The sequence below is a fragment of the Streptomyces sp. A0642 genome, assembly GCF_004795105.1.
Classification (GTDB): domain Bacteria; phylum Actinomycetota; class Actinomycetes; order Streptomycetales; family Streptomycetaceae; genus Streptomyces.
The window spans coordinates 1-16,998 of sequence record NZ_SSBL01000022.1 but is presented as its reverse complement, the minus strand read 5'-3'; the positions used below and the strand labels follow the sequence as shown (position 1 = coordinate 16,998).

General features: G+C 70.6%; 13 protein-coding genes. 9 read left to right on the top strand and 4 right to left on the bottom strand.

Annotated elements, in window-relative coordinates; translation table 11 throughout:
• Positions 1–55: 55 nt before the first annotated feature.
• Positions 56–289 carry a DUF397 domain-containing protein gene (locus tag E6R60_RS28325; protein ID WP_123462661.1) on the bottom strand — a complete coding sequence of 78 codons (234 nt, stop codon included), beginning with the start codon at positions 287–289 and terminating at the stop codon, positions 56–58.
• Positions 290–427: 138 nt separating this feature from the next.
• Positions 428–4,372, bottom strand: a complete 3,945-nt coding sequence (gene eccCa, locus E6R60_RS28320; RefSeq protein ID WP_136329533.1) for a type VII secretion protein EccCa — start codon at positions 4,370–4,372, stop codon at positions 428–430.
• A 262-nt stretch (positions 4,373–4,634) separates the two neighbouring features.
• On the opposite strand from eccCa, the gene eccD reads away from it, so the two are divergent.
• The 6 genes from eccD to E6R60_RS28290 all read left to right on the top strand — a co-directional run bounded on the left by eccD (position 4,635) and on the right by E6R60_RS28290 (position 11,737).
• Complete coding sequence (eccD, locus tag E6R60_RS28315; RefSeq protein ID WP_136329532.1) at positions 4,635–6,122, top strand: type VII secretion integral membrane protein EccD; 1,488 nt, start codon at positions 4,635–4,637, stop codon at positions 6,120–6,122.
• 177 nt (positions 6,123–6,299) lie between these two features.
• Positions 6,300–6,590 carry a 30S ribosomal protein S15 gene (gene rpsO, locus E6R60_RS28310; RefSeq protein ID WP_018551846.1) on the top strand — a complete coding sequence of 97 codons (291 nt, stop codon included), beginning with the start codon at positions 6,300–6,302 and terminating at the stop codon, positions 6,588–6,590.
• Between the two features lie 271 nt (positions 6,591–6,861).
• Positions 6,862–9,075 (top strand): polyribonucleotide nucleotidyltransferase, encoded by a 2,214-nt coding sequence (locus E6R60_RS28305; protein ID WP_136329613.1) that lies wholly within the window; start codon positions 6,862–6,864, stop codon positions 9,073–9,075.
• Positions 9,072–10,451, top strand: coding sequence for a pitrilysin family protein (locus E6R60_RS28300; protein WP_136329531.1), 1,380 nt, complete (start codon positions 9,072–9,074; stop codon positions 10,449–10,451). The genes E6R60_RS28305 and E6R60_RS28300 overlap by 4 nt, the downstream gene beginning before the upstream one ends.
• Before the next feature lie 40 nt (positions 10,452–10,491).
• Positions 10,492–11,244 (top strand): 4-hydroxy-tetrahydrodipicolinate reductase, encoded by a 753-nt coding sequence (gene dapB, locus E6R60_RS28295; protein WP_136329530.1) that lies wholly within the window; start codon positions 10,492–10,494, stop codon positions 11,242–11,244.
• A 13-nt stretch (positions 11,245–11,257) separates the two neighbouring features.
• On the top strand, positions 11,258–11,737 hold the full coding sequence (locus E6R60_RS28290) for a tetratricopeptide repeat protein (RefSeq protein ID WP_136329529.1): 480 nt from the start codon (positions 11,258–11,260) through the stop codon (positions 11,735–11,737).
• Positions 11,738–11,884: 147 nt separating this feature from the next.
• On the opposite strand, the gene E6R60_RS28285 is transcribed toward E6R60_RS28290, so the two are convergent.
• Complete coding sequence (locus E6R60_RS28285; RefSeq protein WP_136329528.1) at positions 11,885–12,436, bottom strand: hypothetical protein; 552 nt, start codon at positions 12,434–12,436, stop codon at positions 11,885–11,887.
• A gap of 94 nt (positions 12,437–12,530) precedes the next feature.
• Positions 12,531–12,770 (bottom strand): hypothetical protein, encoded by a 240-nt coding sequence (locus tag E6R60_RS28280; protein WP_136329527.1) that lies wholly within the window; start codon positions 12,768–12,770, stop codon positions 12,531–12,533.
• Between the two features lie 185 nt (positions 12,771–12,955).
• Between E6R60_RS28280 and thyX the strand changes: the two genes are divergently transcribed.
• The 3 genes from thyX to E6R60_RS28265 all read left to right on the top strand — a co-directional run bounded on the left by thyX (position 12,956) and on the right by E6R60_RS28265 (position 16,563).
• Positions 12,956–13,693 (top strand): FAD-dependent thymidylate synthase, encoded by a 738-nt coding sequence (gene thyX / locus E6R60_RS28275; RefSeq protein ID WP_136329526.1) that lies wholly within the window; start codon positions 12,956–12,958, stop codon positions 13,691–13,693.
• A gap of 152 nt (positions 13,694–13,845) precedes the next feature.
• Positions 13,846–14,745, top strand: a complete 900-nt coding sequence (gene dapA, locus E6R60_RS28270) for a 4-hydroxy-tetrahydrodipicolinate synthase (RefSeq protein WP_136329525.1) — start codon at positions 13,846–13,848, stop codon at positions 14,743–14,745.
• A gap of 132 nt (positions 14,746–14,877) precedes the next feature.
• Positions 14,878–16,563 (top strand): ribonuclease J, encoded by a 1,686-nt coding sequence (locus E6R60_RS28265; RefSeq protein WP_136329524.1) that lies wholly within the window; start codon positions 14,878–14,880, stop codon positions 16,561–16,563.
• Positions 16,564–16,998 lie beyond the last annotated feature (435 nt).

The following is a 16,998-nucleotide window of genomic DNA, read 5'->3' as shown; positions in this document are numbered from 1 at the left end:
CGCTGTGCGGGGAGCACGTTCCGGTGCGCGTGCCCCTCCCGCACGCCGCCCAGACCTACGTCAGGTCGAACTCGCCGTCCCGGGCCCCCAGCACGAACGCACGCCACTCCGCCTCCGTGTACCGCAGCACGGTCTCCGGATCCAGCGAGGACCGCATCGCCACGGCCCCGCCCGGAAGGTGCGCGATCTCCACGCGCTCCTCCGCCTCCTCGGTGCCGGGCGCGCTCAGCCATTCCACCCCCGAGATGTCGAGTGCGTACAGCTCGTCCTTCTCCGCCTGCGTTCCCATGGTCAACGGTTCCTCTCCGTACGTGGCTCTGCACGGCACCGTACAGGCCCCGCCGCGGCCTTTGGCCAGGTCGCCGAACTCCCGGCGAACGGCGCCCGTCTGTGCTTCCGTGACGCCGCGCGCGGCTGTCGCCGGCTCTCACGGCCGCTCCGGGAGCCTGCCCGTCTGCACCAGCGCACTGCCCCGCCGCCGGGTGGCGAAGTACCCGCGCCCCGGCGGCATCGGATGCCCGCGCACCGCCCCGATGAGGTCCCCCTCCGCCGGGTTGCCGGACAGCACCACGCCCTGCGCCCCCAGCTCCTTGATCCGCTGCATGAACGTCTCGTACATCGCACGCGACGCCCCCGCCGAACTGCGTGCGATCACGAAGCGCACCCCGGTGTCCCGGGCGAACGGCAGATACTCCGCCAACGGGGCCAGCGGGCCGCCCGCGCCCGTCGCGACCAGGTCGTAGTCGTCGACGACGATGAAGATCCGCGGACCGGTCCACCAGCTCCGGTCCCGCAACTGCCGCGGTGTCACGTCCGCCGGGGGCTGCCGCCGGGCGAAGACACCGGCCAGCGCCTCCATGTGCCGCCCCAGGGCGTCCGCCGTCGGCGCGTACTCCAGCAGATGGCTCTCCGGCAAGGCGCCCAGCAGCCCCCGCCGGTAGTCCCCGACGACGAACTTCGCCTCATCGGGGGAGTACCGCTCCGCGATCTGCTTCGTGATCAGACGCAGCAGATTGGTCTTGCCCGACTCGCTCTCGCCGAAGACCAGGAAGAACGGGTCGGTGTCGAAGTCGACGAACACCGGTTCCAGATCCGTCTCGGCGATCCCGATCGCGACGCCCCGGTCCGGGAACTCGAACCCCTTCGGCAACCGCTCCGCCGGCAGTTTCAGCGGGAGCAGCCGTACGGAAGGCGCCGGCGGGCCGGGCCAGTCGGCGCGCACCGTTCCGACGAGCGCGGCGGTCGCGCCGGCGAGGCCCGTCGCGTCGGTCACCGAGTCGATGCGCGGCAGCGCGGCCATGAAGTGCAGCTTCTCCGCCACCTGGCCGCGGCCCGGCACCCCGGCCGGCACCCGGGCCGCCACCTTCCGGTCGAACTCGGAGTCCATGACGTCGCCGAGGCGCAGTTCGAGCCGCCCGAGGATCTGGTCCTTGAGCGCCGCCCGCACCTCCATGTACCGCGCCGCCGAGAGCACCACATGGACCCCGTAGCCGAGACCGCGTGCGGCGATGTCCGTGACGACCGGTTCCAGCGACTCGTACTCGGCACGGAACCCGCCCCAGCCGTCGATGACCAGGAACACGTCCCCCCACGCCTCGTCGGGCAGCTCGCCGAGAGCCCGCCCGCGCCGGTAGGCCGCGATGGAGTCGATGCCCCGGGCCCGGAAGAACTCCTCGCGCCGGGCCAGCACCCCCGCCACCTCCGCGACCGTGCGCCGCACCCGCTCCGGGTCCAGTCGCGAGGCGATCTGGCCCACGTGCGGCAGCTCCGCCACCGGGGCGAGCCCGCCGCCACCGAAGTCGAGCCCGTAGAACTGCACTTCCCCGGGTGTGTGCGTGAGCGCGAACGAGGCGATGAGCGTCCGCAGCAGCGTCGACTTGCCCGACCGCGGCCCGCCGACCACCATCAGATGCCCCGCCGCCCCCGAGAAGTCGCGGTACAGCACCTCGCGCCGCTGCTCGAACGGCTTGTCGACCAGACCGAGCGGGACCGTCAGCCCGCCGGGCCGGGTGTACTCCGTGGCGGTGAACCCGCGCCCCGCGGCGGGTGCGAGCCCGGGCAGCAGCTGGTCCAGCGCGGGAGCCCGGTCCAGGGGCGGCAGCCACACCTGATGGGCCGGCACCCCCCGACCCTCCAGTCGCCGCACGACCACGTCCAGCACCGTCTCGGCGAAGGCGTCCTCCCGCCCCGGCGCCGGCCCGGCCGGAGACGCGCCGTCCGCCTCCGGCACGGGGACCGGCATCGCACGGAACAGGGCCGCCCGCCGCGCGGCAGGCGCCTGCCCCGCCGCCGGCGCCCGACCGCCCGCACGGTACGCCCCCGACACGTACGCCGCCTTGAACCGCGTCATCTCCTCCGTACCGGACTTGAGGTAGCCCGACCCCGGCACCGACGGCAGGTGGTACGCGTCCGGGATCCCGAGCGCCGTCCGCGACTCCGCGGCCGAGAACGTCCGCAGCCCGATCCGGTACGAGAGATACGTGTCCAGCCCGCGCAGGCGGCCCTCCTCCAGGCGCTGCGACGCCAGCAGCAGATGCACGCCCAGCGAACGGCCGATGCGGCCGATCTGGAGGAACATGTCGATGAAGTCGGGCTTCGCGGTGAGCAGTTCGGAGAACTCGTCGATCACCAGCACCAGCGAGGCCAGCGGCTCCAGCGCCGCACCTGCCGCCCGGGCCTTCTCGTAGTCGTGGACCCCCGCGTAGTTGCCCGCAGAACGCAGCAGCTCCTGCCGGCGCTGGAGCTCACCGCGGATCGCGTCGCCCATCCGGTCCACGAGAGCCAGGTCGTCGGCCAGGTTGGTGATGACCGCGGCCACGTGCGGCAGCTGCGCCATACCGCTGAACGTCGCCCCGCCCTTGAAGTCCGCGAGCACGAAGTTCAGCGTCTCGGAGGAGTGCGTGACCGCGAGGCCCAGCACCAGCGTCCGCAGCAGCTCCGACTTGCCGGAGCCCGTCGCGCCGACGCACAGCCCGTGCGGCCCCATGCCGTCCTGCGCCGCCTCCTTGAGGTCCAGCATCACCGGCAGACCGTCCTCGCCGACACCGATCGGCACCCGCAGCCGCTCCGAGGCCGGCCGCGGCCGCCAGGTGCGCGCGACGTCGACGGCGTCCGCGTCGCCTAGGTCCAGCAGTTCGGTGAAGTCCAGGTCGGAGAGCAGCGGTTCACCGTCCTTTCCGCCGCCCGTCCGCAGCGGCGCCAGCTGCCGGGCCAGCGCCTCGGCCGCCGGCAGCGAAAGGCCGTCCGGTACGCCCTCGTACGCCGCACCCGCCCCCGGCTCCAGCCGCAGCAGCCCCGGCCGCACCCTCACCGTGAGCCCGCCACGGGATGCGGGGGGTTCACCTTCCACCACCTCGACGACGGTCACGCCCTGCACTCCCTCCGGCCCCCCAGGCACCGGCCCCGTCCGGCCCCCGTCCACCACCACCACGATGTGCGGCTGGTCCGACAGGGGCCCGCCCTCCCGGCCGAACCGCGGCCGTCCCTCCAGCCGGTCCGCGAGCAACGGCTCCAGATCGGCCGGGTCCGCCACGAACAGCCGCTTCGAGCCCGCCCCGTCGGCCTGCCCCGGCACCTGCGTGTGCGGCAGCCACTTCGTCCACTCCCAGTGCCCCACCGCCTCCGGGCCCGCCACCACGGCGACCACCAGATCGTCCGGCGCGTGCAGCGTCACCAACTGGGCCACCATCGCCCGTGCGGCCGACCGCGCCGACTCCGGCGGACCGCACACCGCCACCCGGGGGAACGCCCGCACCGGGAACGCCACCGGGAGCCCGTCCAGCGCACTGTGCGCCGCCAGGAACCGCCGCAGCGCACCCGCGCACACCGGCTCCGGCTCCTCGGCCGGATCGCTCTCCGGCGCCGACAGGGGTGTCGACAGGCCCTGAACCCCGAGCCCGATCCGCACCTGCCCGAAGTCGGCGTCACCGGCCCGCCGTTCCCAGACCCGGGCGCCCTCCGCCACCACCGACCACAGCTGGTCCGGGGCGGGATGCAGATACCACTGCGCATCACGCTGGGCGCGCGCCGTCCGGCGCACCGTACGCCTGATCTGCGCCAGGTACGCGAGGTAGTCGCGGCGGGCGTCCGCCAGCTGTCCCTGCGTCCCGCGCCGGTGCCGGACCAGCTGGGCGGCCACCATGGCGAGCGTCGACACCAGCATCAGCACACCCATGATCCGCATGAACGGCGGCGCCTGCGGCGAGAAGAAGAAGACCACCGAGGAACCCATGCCGAGCACCGGCAGGACCTGCATCAGCAAGCCCTCGCGCTGCCCGCGCGGCAGCAGCGGAGGAGCCTTCAACACCAGCCCGTCCGCAGGCAGTTCCGGCGGCAGGGCCCGCGGCGGACGCTTCACGACGATCTGGCTCACCGGTGCATCAATCCCTCGGTACGGACGGGCCGGGGGCCGGGCGGCCCCGCACCGGCGCCCCCGTGGCTGCCTCCGCCCGCGGACTGGCCTCCGCGCGACCGCGATCCTACTTCCCGGACCCCGGCCGGGATTGCGCGTTCCCGCGCCCGGACCGCCGGGATCCACCGCCCCGGTAGGGTGGCGCGCGCATCGTGCGCGACCGCGAAACCGGGGGACCGGACCCGCATCCGCGCGCAGCCGCCGACCGGGGGGACCAGCACACGTGAGTACGACCGCAGCGACCGGTTTCTGCCGCGTCACCGTCGTGGCCCCCGACAGCCGGATCGACGTCGCCCTGCCGGAGGACCTCGCCGTCGCCGACATCTGCCCGGAGATCCTCCGCCTCACCGGCCGGACCCAGCCCGTCGCCACCCCCACCGGACACCACCTCGTACGACGCGACGGCACCGTCCTCGACGGGGCCCGCACGCTGGCCGCCCAGCAGGTGCTCGACGGCGAGATCCTCTCCCTGCGTCCGTTCGCCGAATCACTGCCGCCCGCCGTGTTCGACGACGTCCCGGACGCCGTCGCCTCCGCCGTCGCCCGCGACCGCCACCTGTGGAGCGACGACCTGCTGCGCGGCGCCGGCCCGGCGGCCGCCGCGACCCTGCTCGTCCTGCTCGGCTTCGTCCTCTGGTCCGCCGACCCGGTCCGCCACGACATGCACGGCCTGCCCGGCATCGTCGCGGGCGCCGCCGGCGTCCTGCTCACCGCCTTCGCGGGGGTCCGGGCGCGTGTCTACGGGGACCGGGGCACGGCCGCCGCGCTCGGCCTCGGCGGGCTGCCCCTGGTCCTCCTCGCGGGCTCCGGCATCCTCGGCCCGGACGCAGGACAGGGACCGGGCAGACTCCAGCTCCTGCTCGGCTGCGTCGCGGTGCTGGTCGCCTCGGTGGCCCTGGTCGCGGTCACTCCGGGCGGCGACGCCCCGTTCGTCGCCGCCGTCCTGCTCGCCACCGCGGGCACCCTGGCCTCCTTCGCCGCGATCCTCACCGAGTCCTCGGCCGCCTCGGCGGCCGCCGTCTGCGCCCCGGCCGCCATCGGGCTCGTCGCGTTCCTGCCCGGCCTCTCGGCCCGGTTCGCCCGGCTCCCCATCGGATACACCCCGCAGCGCACCGCGCCGACCGGCTACGACGACACCTGCGCCGGTCCCTCCGCCGACCCGGACGCCGGCCACCGGGACGCCCCCGTCGACGCCGCGTACATCGCCGGGCGGGCGCGGCGCGGCCACGAACTCCTGCTCGGTCTCGTCGCCGGCTGCGCGGCCCTCGTCGTCGCGTCCGCCGCGGTGCTCGGCTTCTCCGGCGACACCTGGGCCCAGCTCCTCGCCCTGGCCACCGGCCTGGCCATGCTGCTGCGCGCCCGGCTCTTCCGCTACACCTCGCAGGTCGTCTGCGTGCTCGCGGCGGGGCTCGGCGCCCTCGCCCTGCTCATCCTCGGCCTCGCTCTGCACCCGCCCGCCGACCTGGTCGCGGCACTCGTCCAGTACGGAGACCGCGGCTCCCTCGACCTCCGTACCGTCTGGCTCTCCGCGGCCGTCGCCGCCGGTGCGGCCCTGCTGACAGCGGCCGGCCTGATCGTGCCCCGCAAGGGACTCTCCCCCTTCTGGGGCCGGGCCCTGGACCTCACGGAGAGCGCCCTCCTGCTCTCCCTGGTCCCGCTCTGCCTGGCGGTCCTCGACGTCTTCGCGCGCGCGAGGGCCCTCACCGGCTGAGGCCCGTCAGGGGCCGCGTCCGGCGGCTGGTAGTCTGGCGGTGGCCGTTTGTGTACGCGTTCCCGGTTGACTCTGGGAGCTGCGCTCATCGGACCTTCGCTCCCGAGTCACTCAAGCTCCCCTGAGATCAAGACCAGGGGCACTCGTGGGCGCATCGAAGACCAAGAGGAGTACCGCGTGCCGCTCGACGCCGCTACGAAGAAGCAGATCATGACCGAGTTCGCGCAGAAGGAGGGCGACACCGGTTCCCCCGAGGTTCAGGTCGCCATGCTTTCGCGCCGTATCTCGGACCTGACGGAGCACCTCAAGACGCACAAGCACGACCACCACTCCCGTCGTGGTCTGCTGATCCTGGTCGGCCAGCGTCGCCGCCTCCTGCAGTACCTGGCCAAGAAGGACATCCAGCGCTTCCGTGCGCTCGTCGACCGCCTCGGCATCCGCCGTGGCGCGGCCGGCGGCGCCAAGTAAGCACGCTGTGAAAGGGAGCGGTTCCCACCTCTAGTGGGCCCGCTCCCTTTGCCGTACGTGCGGTACCGGGGTCAACCTCAGTAACCTGGACGTACGACAACAGACGAGGAGAGGCGCGCCACGGCCGCCGCCGGTCCTCGGTAGTGGCCCCCGGGACAACGCCCGGGAGCTTCGATCGAAGACCGGCCCCGCACACACGGTGCGCTTCTCCGCACCGTCCTGCGCCACACGGGCGACAGGACGAAAGACGACGAGTATGGAGAAATCACTAGTGGAGAACGAGACCCACTACGCCGAGGCCGTTATCGACAACGGAACCTTCGGCACCCGCACCATCCGCTTCGAGACGGGCCGCCTGGCCAAGCAGGCCGCAGGCTCCGCCGTCGCGTACCTGGACGACGACACCATGGTGCTGTCGGCCACCACCGCTTCCAAGCGGCCCAAGGACCAGCTCGACTTCTTCCCCCTCACGGTGGACGTCGAGGAGCGGCAGTACGCCGCCGGCAAGATCCCCGGCTCCTTCTTCCGCCGGGAGGGCCGCCCCTCCGAGGACGCGATCCTCACCTGCCGCCTGATCGACCGGCCGCTGCGCCCCTCCTTCAAGAAGGGCCTGCGCAACGAGATCCAGATCGTCGAGACGATCATGGCGCTCAACCCCGACCACCTGTACGACGTGGTCGCGATCAACGCAGCCTCGGCTTCCACGATCCTGGCGGGCCTGCCCTTCTCCGGCCCCATCGGCGCCACCCGCGTCGCCCTGATCAAGGGCCAGTGGGTCGCCTTCCCGACGCACACCGAGCTCGAGGACGCCGTCTTCGACATGGTGGTCGCCGGTCGCGTCCTGGAGGACGGCGACGTCGCGATCATGATGGTCGAGGCCGAGGCCACCGAGAAGACGATCCAGCTCGTCGCGGACGGCGCGGAGGCTCCCACCGAGGAGATCGTCGCCGCCGGCCTCGAAGCCGCGAAGCCCTTCATCAAGGCGCTCTGCAAGGCCCAGTCGGACCTCGCCTCCAAGGCCGCCAAGCCCACCGGCGAGTTCCCGGTCTTCCTCGACTACCAGGACGACGTCCTGGAGGCGCTCTCCAAGGCCGTCAGCACCGAGCTCTCCAAGGCGCTCACCATCGCCGGCAAGCAGGAGCGCGAGGCGGAGCTGGACCGCATCAAGGAGATCGCGGGCGAGAAGCTCCTCCCGGCCTTCGAAGGCCGCGAGAAGGAGATCTCCGGCGCCTACCGCGCGCTGACCAAGAAGCTGGTCCGTGAGCGCGTCATCAAGGACAAGGTCCGCATCGACGGCCGCGGCGTCACGGACATCCGTACGCTCGCCGCCGAGGTCGAGGCCATCCCGCGCGTGCACGGCTCGGCGCTGTTCGAGCGTGGCGAGACCCAGATCCTGGGCGTCACCACCCTCAACATGCTCCGCATGGAGCAGCAGCTGGACACCCTCTCCCCGGTGACCCGCAAGCGCTACATGCACAACTACAACTTCCCGCCGTACTCCGTCGGTGAGACCGGCCGCGTGGGCTCGCCCAAGCGCCGCGAGATCGGCCACGGCGCGCTCGCCGAGCGCGCCATCGTGCCGGTGCTGCCGTCGCGCGAGGAGTTCCCCTACGCGATCCGCCAGGTCTCCGAGGCGCTGGGCTCCAACGGCTCGACGTCCATGGGCTCGGTCTGCGCCTCCACCATGTCCCTGCTGAACGCCGGTGTGCCCCTCAAGGCCGCCGTCGCCGGTATCGCCATGGGCCTGATCTCGCAGGAGATCGACGGCAAGACCCACTACGTCGCCCTCACCGACATCCTCGGCGCCGAGGACGCGTTCGGTGACATGGACTTTAAGGTCGCCGGTACGAAGCAGTTCGTCACCGCGCTCCAGCTCGACACCAAGCTCGACGGCATCCCCGCCTCGGTCCTGGCCGCCGCGCTGAAGCAGGCCCGTGACGCGCGCCTCCACATCCTCGACGTGATGAACGAGGCCATCGACGTCCCGGACGAGATGTCCCCGAACGCCCCGCGGATCATCACGGTCAAGATCCCGGTGGACAAGATCGGTGAGGTCATCGGCCCCAAGGGCAAGATGATCAACCAGATCCAGGAGGACACCGGCGCCGACATCACGATCGAGGACGACGGCACCATCTACATCGGTGCCCAGCAGGGCTCGCAGGCCGAGGCCGCGCGCGCCACGATCAACGCGATCGCCAACCCGACCATGCCGGAGGTCGGCGAGCGCTACCTGGGTACGGTCGTCAAGACCACCACCTTCGGTGCGTTCGTCTCCCTGATGCCCGGCAAGGACGGCCTGCTGCACATCTCGCAGATCCGCAAGCTCGCCGGTGGCAAGCGCGTGGAGAACGTCGAGGACGTGCTCGCGGTCGGCTCCAAGGTCCAGGTCGAGATCGCGGAGATCGACTCCCGCGGCAAGCTCTCCCTCATCCCCGTGATCGAGGGCGAAGAGGCCGACGAGAAGGACGACACCGACAAGTGACGTCCCGTAGTTCCGTGACGACGGCCCGCCCCTCCTCGGAGGGGCGGGCCGTCGCCCGTACCCAAACGCTTCTCAAGGGCAGCAACGGCATCGGCACGGTCCGCCGCACGGTCCTCCCCGGCGGCCTGCGCGTCGTCACCGAGACCCTGCCCTCCGTACGCTCCGCCACCTTCGGCATCTGGGCCAACGTCGGATCACGCGACGAGACCCCGACGCTGAACGGCGCGACGCACTACCTCGAACACCTCCTCTTCAAGGGCACCGCCCAGCGCAGCGCCCTCGACATCTCGTCCGCGATCGACGCGGTCGGCGGCGAGATGAACGCCTTCACGGCGAAGGAGTACACCTGCTACTACGCGCGGGTCCTCGACACCGACCTGCCGCTGGCCATCGACGTCGTCTGCGACATGCTGACCGGCTCCCTGATCGCCACCGAGGACGTCGACGCCGAGCGCGGCGTCATCCTCGAAGAGATCGCGATGACCGAGGACGACCCGGGCGACTGCGTGCACGACCTGTTCGCGCACACCATGCTCGGGGACACCCCGCTCGGCCGCCCGGTCCTCGGCACCGTCGACACGGTCAACGCCCTGAGCCGCGGCCAGATCGCCCGCTTCTACAAGAAGCACTACGACCCCACGCACCTCGTCGTCGCCGCGGCGGGCAACGTCGACCACGCCACGGTCGTACGCCAGGTCCGCAGGGCCTTCGAGCGCGCCGGTGCGCTCTCCCGCACCGACGCCGTCCCGACGACGCCGCGCGAGGGCGCCCGCACGTTGCGCGCTGCGGGCCGGGTGGAGCTGCTGAACCGCAAGACCGAGCAGGCCCATGTCGTCCTCGGCATGCCGGGACTGGCCCGCACCGACGAGCGCCGCTGGGCGCTCGGCGTGCTCAACACCGCCCTCGGCGGCGGCATGAGCTCCCGCCTCTTCCAGGAGGTACGGGAGAAGCGCGGCCTCGCCTACAGCGTCTACTCGTACACCTCGGGCTTCGCGGACTGCGGACTCTTCGGCGTGTACGCGGGCTGCCGGCCCAGCCAGGTCCACGACGTCCTCAAGATCTGCCGCGACGAGCTCGACCGCGTCGCGTCGGACGGACTCGCCGACGAGGAGATCAGCCGCGCCATCGGCCAGCTCTCCGGCTCCACCGTCCTCGGCCTGGAGGACACCGGCGCCCTGATGAACCGGATCGGCAAGAGTGAACTGTGCTGGGGCGAGCAGATGTCGGTCGACGACATGCTGGCCCGCATCGCGCAGGTGACGCCGGACGACGTCCGCTCGGTGGCGGCCGAGGTCCTCGGACACCGGCCCTCGCTCTCCGTCATCGGCCCGCTCAAGGACAAGCAGGCCGACCGCCTCCACGAATCAGTCGCCTAGCCCTGGTCGCTAGCCGCCCAGTCACCCGAAAGAAGCAAGCATGAGCAAGCTGCGCGTGGCCGTACTCGGTGCCCGGGGCCGTATCGGCTCCGAAGCGGTACGAGCGGTCGAGGCCGCCGACGACATGGAACTGGTGGCCGCACTCGGCCGCGGCGACAAGCTGGAGACCCTCGCGGACTCCGGCGCCGAGGTCGTCGTCGAGCTCACCACCCCCACGTCGGTGATGGACAACCTCGACTTCTGCGTCCGGCACGGCATGCACGCCGTGGTCGGCACCACCGGCTGGACCGACGAACGGCTCGCGCAGCTCACCACCTGGCTCTCCGGCTCGCCGGAGACCGGTGTGCTCATCGCGCCGAACTTCTCCATCGGCGCGGTCCTCACGATGAAGTTCGCCCAGCAGGCCGCCCGCTACTTCGAGTCGGTCGAGGTCATCGAGCTGCACCATCCCAACAAGGCCGACGCCCCTTCCGGCACGGCCGCCCGTACCGCACAGCTGATCGCCGACGCCCGGCGCGAGGCGGGCTGCGCACCCCAGCCGGACGCCACCGCGACGGCACTGGCCGGAGCGCGCGGCGCGGACATCGACGGGATCCCGGTCCACTCGGTCCGGCTCCGCGGACTCCTGGCCCACCAGGAGGTGCTGCTGGGCGGCGAGGGCGAGACCCTCACCATCCGGCACGACTCCCTGCACCACAGCAGCTTCATGCCGGGCATCCTGCTCGGAGCGCGCCGCGTGGTGTCCACTCCGGGTCTCACGTTCGGCCTGGAAAACTTCCTCGACCTGAACTGACTGAGCCACCGCCATGCGCGCAAAGATCACTTACATCGTCACCGCCGCCGTCCTGGTCTTCTACTTTCTCCTGGTCGGCAGCCGAGGCGTCCTGCTCATCAAGCACGGCACGCTGCTGACGGTGACCTTCGGGGTCGCCGTGCTGGTCCTCCCGGCGATCGGCATCTGGTTCCTCTGGAAGAACACCCAGTTCGTCCGGAGGGCCAACGCTCTGGCCGCCGAGCTCGACGCCGAGGGCGGCCTGCCCGTCGACGAACTGGTCCGTACCCCGAGCGGGCGTATCGACCGGGACTCCGCCGACGCGGTGTTCGCCCGCCGCCGGGAGGAGACGGAGGACACGCCGGACGACTGGCGCTGCTGGTTCCGTCTCGCCGTCGCCTACCAGGACGCCCGGGACACCCCCCGGGCCAGGAAGGCCATGCAACGGGCCATCGCCCTCCACGGCCGCCCGGCCCCGGCGCCCTCCTGCGCCGCGGTCCCACCGGGCACCTGAGGTCCGGCGGGCTCACCCGGGCTCACAGGGCCCCTCAAGGCGTACAGGCACACATCAAGCCGGACGGGCACATCAAGCCCGTCCGGCGACTGAGGTCACATCTCTTGAGCCTCTCCGGCGCTCGAGGACACGCGTGCCGGACGAACCCTAGGCGCTTCGGTACTCGTCCCCCCACGCCTCGATCGTGTCGGCGGCCCTGTCGAACGCCTCACCCCGGGCCAGGAAGTCGGCGTTGGAGTCCGTGAGGAGCGGCGGCACCGCGTCGCCGCCCTTGCGCACCACGATCAGGGCCTGGCCCTGCACCGTGCGCGGGAACCCGAGCCACTTGACCGGCTGCTGCACCGTGCGCACCGCGGCGGCGCGGTTCCACGGCACGGTCGTCGTCCGGAAGAAGCCCACGCGGCGCACACCGTGCCGGCTCACCCAGGCGCCGACCCGCAGCATCCGCAGGGCGCAGATGATCACCGCGAGAGCCAGGGCCAGGCACGCTCCGGCACCGGGCAGCGCGCCCGCGAACGCCGTGATCATCCCGGCGAACAGGATGAACGAGGCGAGCAGCAGCAGTCCGGCCGCGGCCGCCACACGCCAGGGACCGGGGCGGTAGGGGCGCCGCCAGCTGTCGTGGTCGTCGAACGGCAGCGCGACATCCTCAGCGCTCGCGTCAAATGCGCGGTCGGCCGTCAGGAAGGGCAGGGGCACGACTGATCCTCACTCACAAGCACGCTCGATTGCTGTGCCCGGTGAGGCTACCGAGCAGGCTACCGGCCGGACCACCCCAGGGGGCCCGTACGGGTCAGCGCCCGTGTGACGCCTCGGTCTGCTGGCTGTGCTGCGCCGACTGCTCGGGGGCCAGGGCGGGCAGCCCGAGCAGCAGCGATCCGACGAGTCCCGCGACCACGACGAGGCCGGTCAGGATGCTTCCGGCCCTCTCGGAGAGGGAGGCACGCTCGCGCGGGGGCGGTGTGACGTTACTGCGGAATCGGTCGGCCTCGGCGACGAACGAGAACGGGACGGATTCACGCCGGCGGAACATGAGGTAACTCTCCTTGAACTCTGATTCGGGTGGTGCTACTGAGTCAGACGCACGGCGAGCCCGATCGGTGCCCCGAATCGCCGGATTGGCCGAAGAAATCCCCGGGCGGGCGGTGCATCGGGCATGAAGCCACGGCCCGTAGAGTGGGCGCCGACCGAGCGAAGCCATTGGAAGGACCCCCGCCGGTGACCGACACTCCCGAGCCTACGAAGGCCCATTTCCGCAGCGATGTCACCGTTGACCTGGTGAAATCCGCCGCCGGCGACTCCGATGTGCTGTTCGCCGCTCGCGTCTCCACAGCCGGTGAGCAGTCTTTGCAGGAGATTGCCAAGGACCCTGAGCGCTCCAAGGGGCTCATCAACTATCTGATGCGGGACCGGCACGGAAGCCCGTTCGAGCACAACTCGATGACCTTCTTCATCAGCGCCCCGATCTTCGTGTTCCGCGAGTTCATGCGGCACCGGGTGGGCTGGTCGTACAACGAGGAATCGGGCCGCTACAGGGAGCTGGAGCCGGTCTTCTACGTCCCGGGGGAGTCCCGCAAGCTCATCCAGCAGGGGCGCCCTGGCAAGTACGAATTCGTTGAGGGCACGTCCGAGCAGCACGCGCTTACGAGCCGCGCGATGGAGGAGTCCTACCGCCGCTCCTACGAGGCCTACCAGGAGATGCTGGCGGCGGGAGTCGCCCGTGAGGTGGCCCGCGCGGTCCTCCCGGTCGGCCTGTTCTCCTCCATGTACGCCACGTGCAACGCCCGCTCGCTGATGCACTTCCTCGGCCTGCGCACCCAGCACGAACTCGCGAAGGTTCCGTCCTTCCCGCAGCGGGAGATCGAGATGGTGGGCGAGCAGATGGAGGCGCACTGGGCGAGGCTCATGCCGCTCACCCATGCAGCCTTCAACAAAAACGGACGCGTTGCCCCGTAGGAGGTGTCCGTATTGCGGCGTTTCGAGAAGTTCATCTAGGCTGATCAAACGGACCCGGCACTGCTTGAACCCCCGAGCAGGCAGTGCCGGGCTCCTCTTGCTTGTCCCCCCGAGGGAACAATGGACGCCGAGCAACGAGTAGCGTGTTACCCATGGCTCCGATCTCCACTCCGCAGACCCCCTTCGGGCGGGTCCTCACCGCTATGGTCACGCCGTTCACGGCGGACGGCGCACTCGATCTCGACGGCGCCCAGCGGCTCGCCACCCATCTGGTGGACGCAGGCAACGACGGCCTGATCATCAACGGCACCACCGGCGAGTCCCCGACCACCAGCGACGCGGAGAAAGACCAGCTCGTACGGGCTGTGCTGGAGGCGGTCGGAGACCGCGCGCACATCGTCGCCGGCATCGGGACCAACGACACCCGCCACAGCGTCGAGCTCGCCCGCACGGCCGAGCGCACCGGCGCCCACGGCCTCCTGGCGGTCACGCCCTACTACAACAAGCCGCCGCAGGAGGGCCTCCTCCGGCACTTCACCGCGATCGCGGACTCCACGGGTCTGCCGGTGATGCTCTACGACATCCCCGGCCGCAGCGGTGTGCCGATCGACACGGAGACCCTGGTCAGGCTGTCCGAGCACCCGCGCATCGTGGCGAACAAGGACGCCAAGGGCGACCTCGGCCGCGCGAGCTGGGCCATCGCGCAGTCCGGTCTGGCCTGGTACTCGGGTGACGACATGCTGAACCTGCCGCTCCTGTCGGTCGGCGCCGTCGGCCTGGTCTCCGTCGTCGGCCACGTCGTCACCCCGGACCTGCGGGCCCTCGTCGAGGCCCACCTCGGCGGGGACGTGCAGAAGGCCACCGAGATCCACCAGAAGCTGCTTCCGGTGTTCACGGGCATGTTCCGCACCCAGGGCGTGATCACCTCCAAGGCCGCGCTGGCCCTCCAGGGCCTTCCGGCCGGCCCGCTGCGCCTGCCGCTGGTCGAACTGAGCGCACAGGAAACGGCGCAGCTCAAGATCGATCTCGCTGCCGGTGGGGTACAGCTGTAACCACGGACTTCACAACTGAATACGCGGACAACGTTCGCGACCGAGCAACACCCCAAGACAACAGCAAGTGCACGAATGACATGCGCGCCACGTGCCCAAGCGGTACGTGGCGTGCGTGGTAAGGAGAGTCTTTTGAGTCATCCGCATCCTGAACTCGGCACCCCGCCGAAGCTCCCGAAGGGCGGCCTGCGGGTCACCCCGCTGGGCGGCCTCGGCGAAATCGGCCGGAACATGACGGTCTTCGAGTACGGCGGCCGCCTGCTCATCGTCGACTGCGGCGTCCTCTTCCCCGAAGAGGAGCAGCCGGGAATCGACCTGATCCTTCCGGACTTCACCACCATCCGGGACCGCCTGGACGACGTCGAGGGCATCGTCCTCACGCACGGACACGAGGACCACATCGGTGGTGTCCCGTATCTGCTGCGACTGAAGCCGGACATCCCGCTCATCGGCTCCAAGCTGACCCTCGCGCTCATCGAGGCCAAGCTCCAGGAGCACCGCATCCGCCCCTACACCCTTGAGGTCAAGGAGGGGCAGCGCGAGCGCATCGGAGTCTTCGACTGCGAGTTCATCGCGGTCAACCACTCCATCCCGGACGCCCTCGCGGTCGCCATCCGCACGCCCGCGGGCATGGCCGTCGCCACCGGCGACTTCAAGATGGACCAGCTCCCGCTGGACGGCCGCCTCACGGACCTGCACGCGTTCGCCCGGCTGAGCGAGGAGGGCATCGACCTTCTCCTCTCGGACTCCACGAACGCCGAGGTCCCCGGCTTCGTCCCGCCCGAGCGGGACATCCAGAACGTCCTGCGCACGGTCTTCGCCAACGCGCAGAAGCGGATCATCGTGGCGAGCTTCGCCAGCCACGTGCACCGCATCCAGCAGATCCTCGACACGGCCCACGAATACGGCCGCAGGGTCGCCTTCGTCGGACGTTCGATGGTCCGGAACATGGGCATCGCCCGTGACCTGGGCTACCTGAAGGTCCCCGCCGGCCTGGTCGTCGACGTCAAGACCCTCGACGACCTCCCGGACGACGAGGTGGTCCTGGTCTGCACGGGATCGCAGGGTGAGCCGATGGCGGCCCTGTCCCGGATGGCCAACCGCGACCACCAGATCCGCATCGTCCAGGGTGACACCGTCATCCTGGCGTCGTCGCTGATCCCGGGCAACGAGAACGCGGTCTACCGCGTGATCAACGGCCTGACCCGCTGGGGCGCCAACGTCGTCCACAAGGGCAACGCCAAGGTCCACGTCTCGGGCCACGCGTCGGCCGGCGAGCTGCTGTACTTCTACAACATCTGCAAGCCGAAGAACCTGATGCCGGTCCACGGCGAATGGCGCCACCTCCGGGCCAACGCCGAACTGGGCGCCCTCACCGGTGTCCCGAAGGATCACATCGTCATCGCCGAGGACGGCGTGGTCGTCGACCTGATCGACGGCAAGGCCAAGATCGTCGGCAAGGTCCAGGCCGGTTACGTGTACGTCGACGGTCTCTCCGTCGGCGATGTCACCGAGACCTCCCTCAAGGACCGCCGCATCCTGGGCGACGAGGGCATCATCTCCGTCTTCATCGTGGTCGACAGCAGCTCCGGCAAGATCGTGGGCGGGCCCCACTTCCAGGCCCGGGGCTCCGGCATCGACGACGCGGTGTTCAGCGCGGTCGTCCCCAAGGTCGAAGAGGCGCTCAACAAGTCGGCGCAGGACGGCGTCATGGAGCCCCACCAGCTCCAGCAGCTCGTCCGCCGCACGGTGGGCAAGTGGGTCTCCGACACCTACCGCCGGCGTCCGATGATCCTTCCCGTGGTCGTCGAGGTCTGACCCCGACAGCCGCGAACTCTGGAGCGGGGCCCCCGATTTGCATCGGGGAGCCCCGCTCCAGTACGTTTACGTCTCCGCCTCACGGGGAAGCACCGCGCACACATGTGCGCCGGGGGCGTCCAAGAGGGGCGGGATTTCCGACTCAGAACTTCTGATAATGTCGGATCCGCCGAAAGGCAAGGCCCTTTCAACGGCCACTGGAATTCAAATTCGAACCGGAAACGGAACGAACTGGGTCTGGTAAGGTTGAAACCGCTGGAAAGGGAAAGCGTGAAAGCGAAGAACTGGAAAGCGAAAATGCGAGACCTGCTTCGACCGGGAATCGGACACGAAAGAGTCTGATAGAGTCGGAAACGCAAGACCGAAGGGAAGCGCCCGGAGGAAAGCCCCAGAAGATGTTCTGCGGGTGAGTACAAAGGAAGCGTCCGTTCCTTG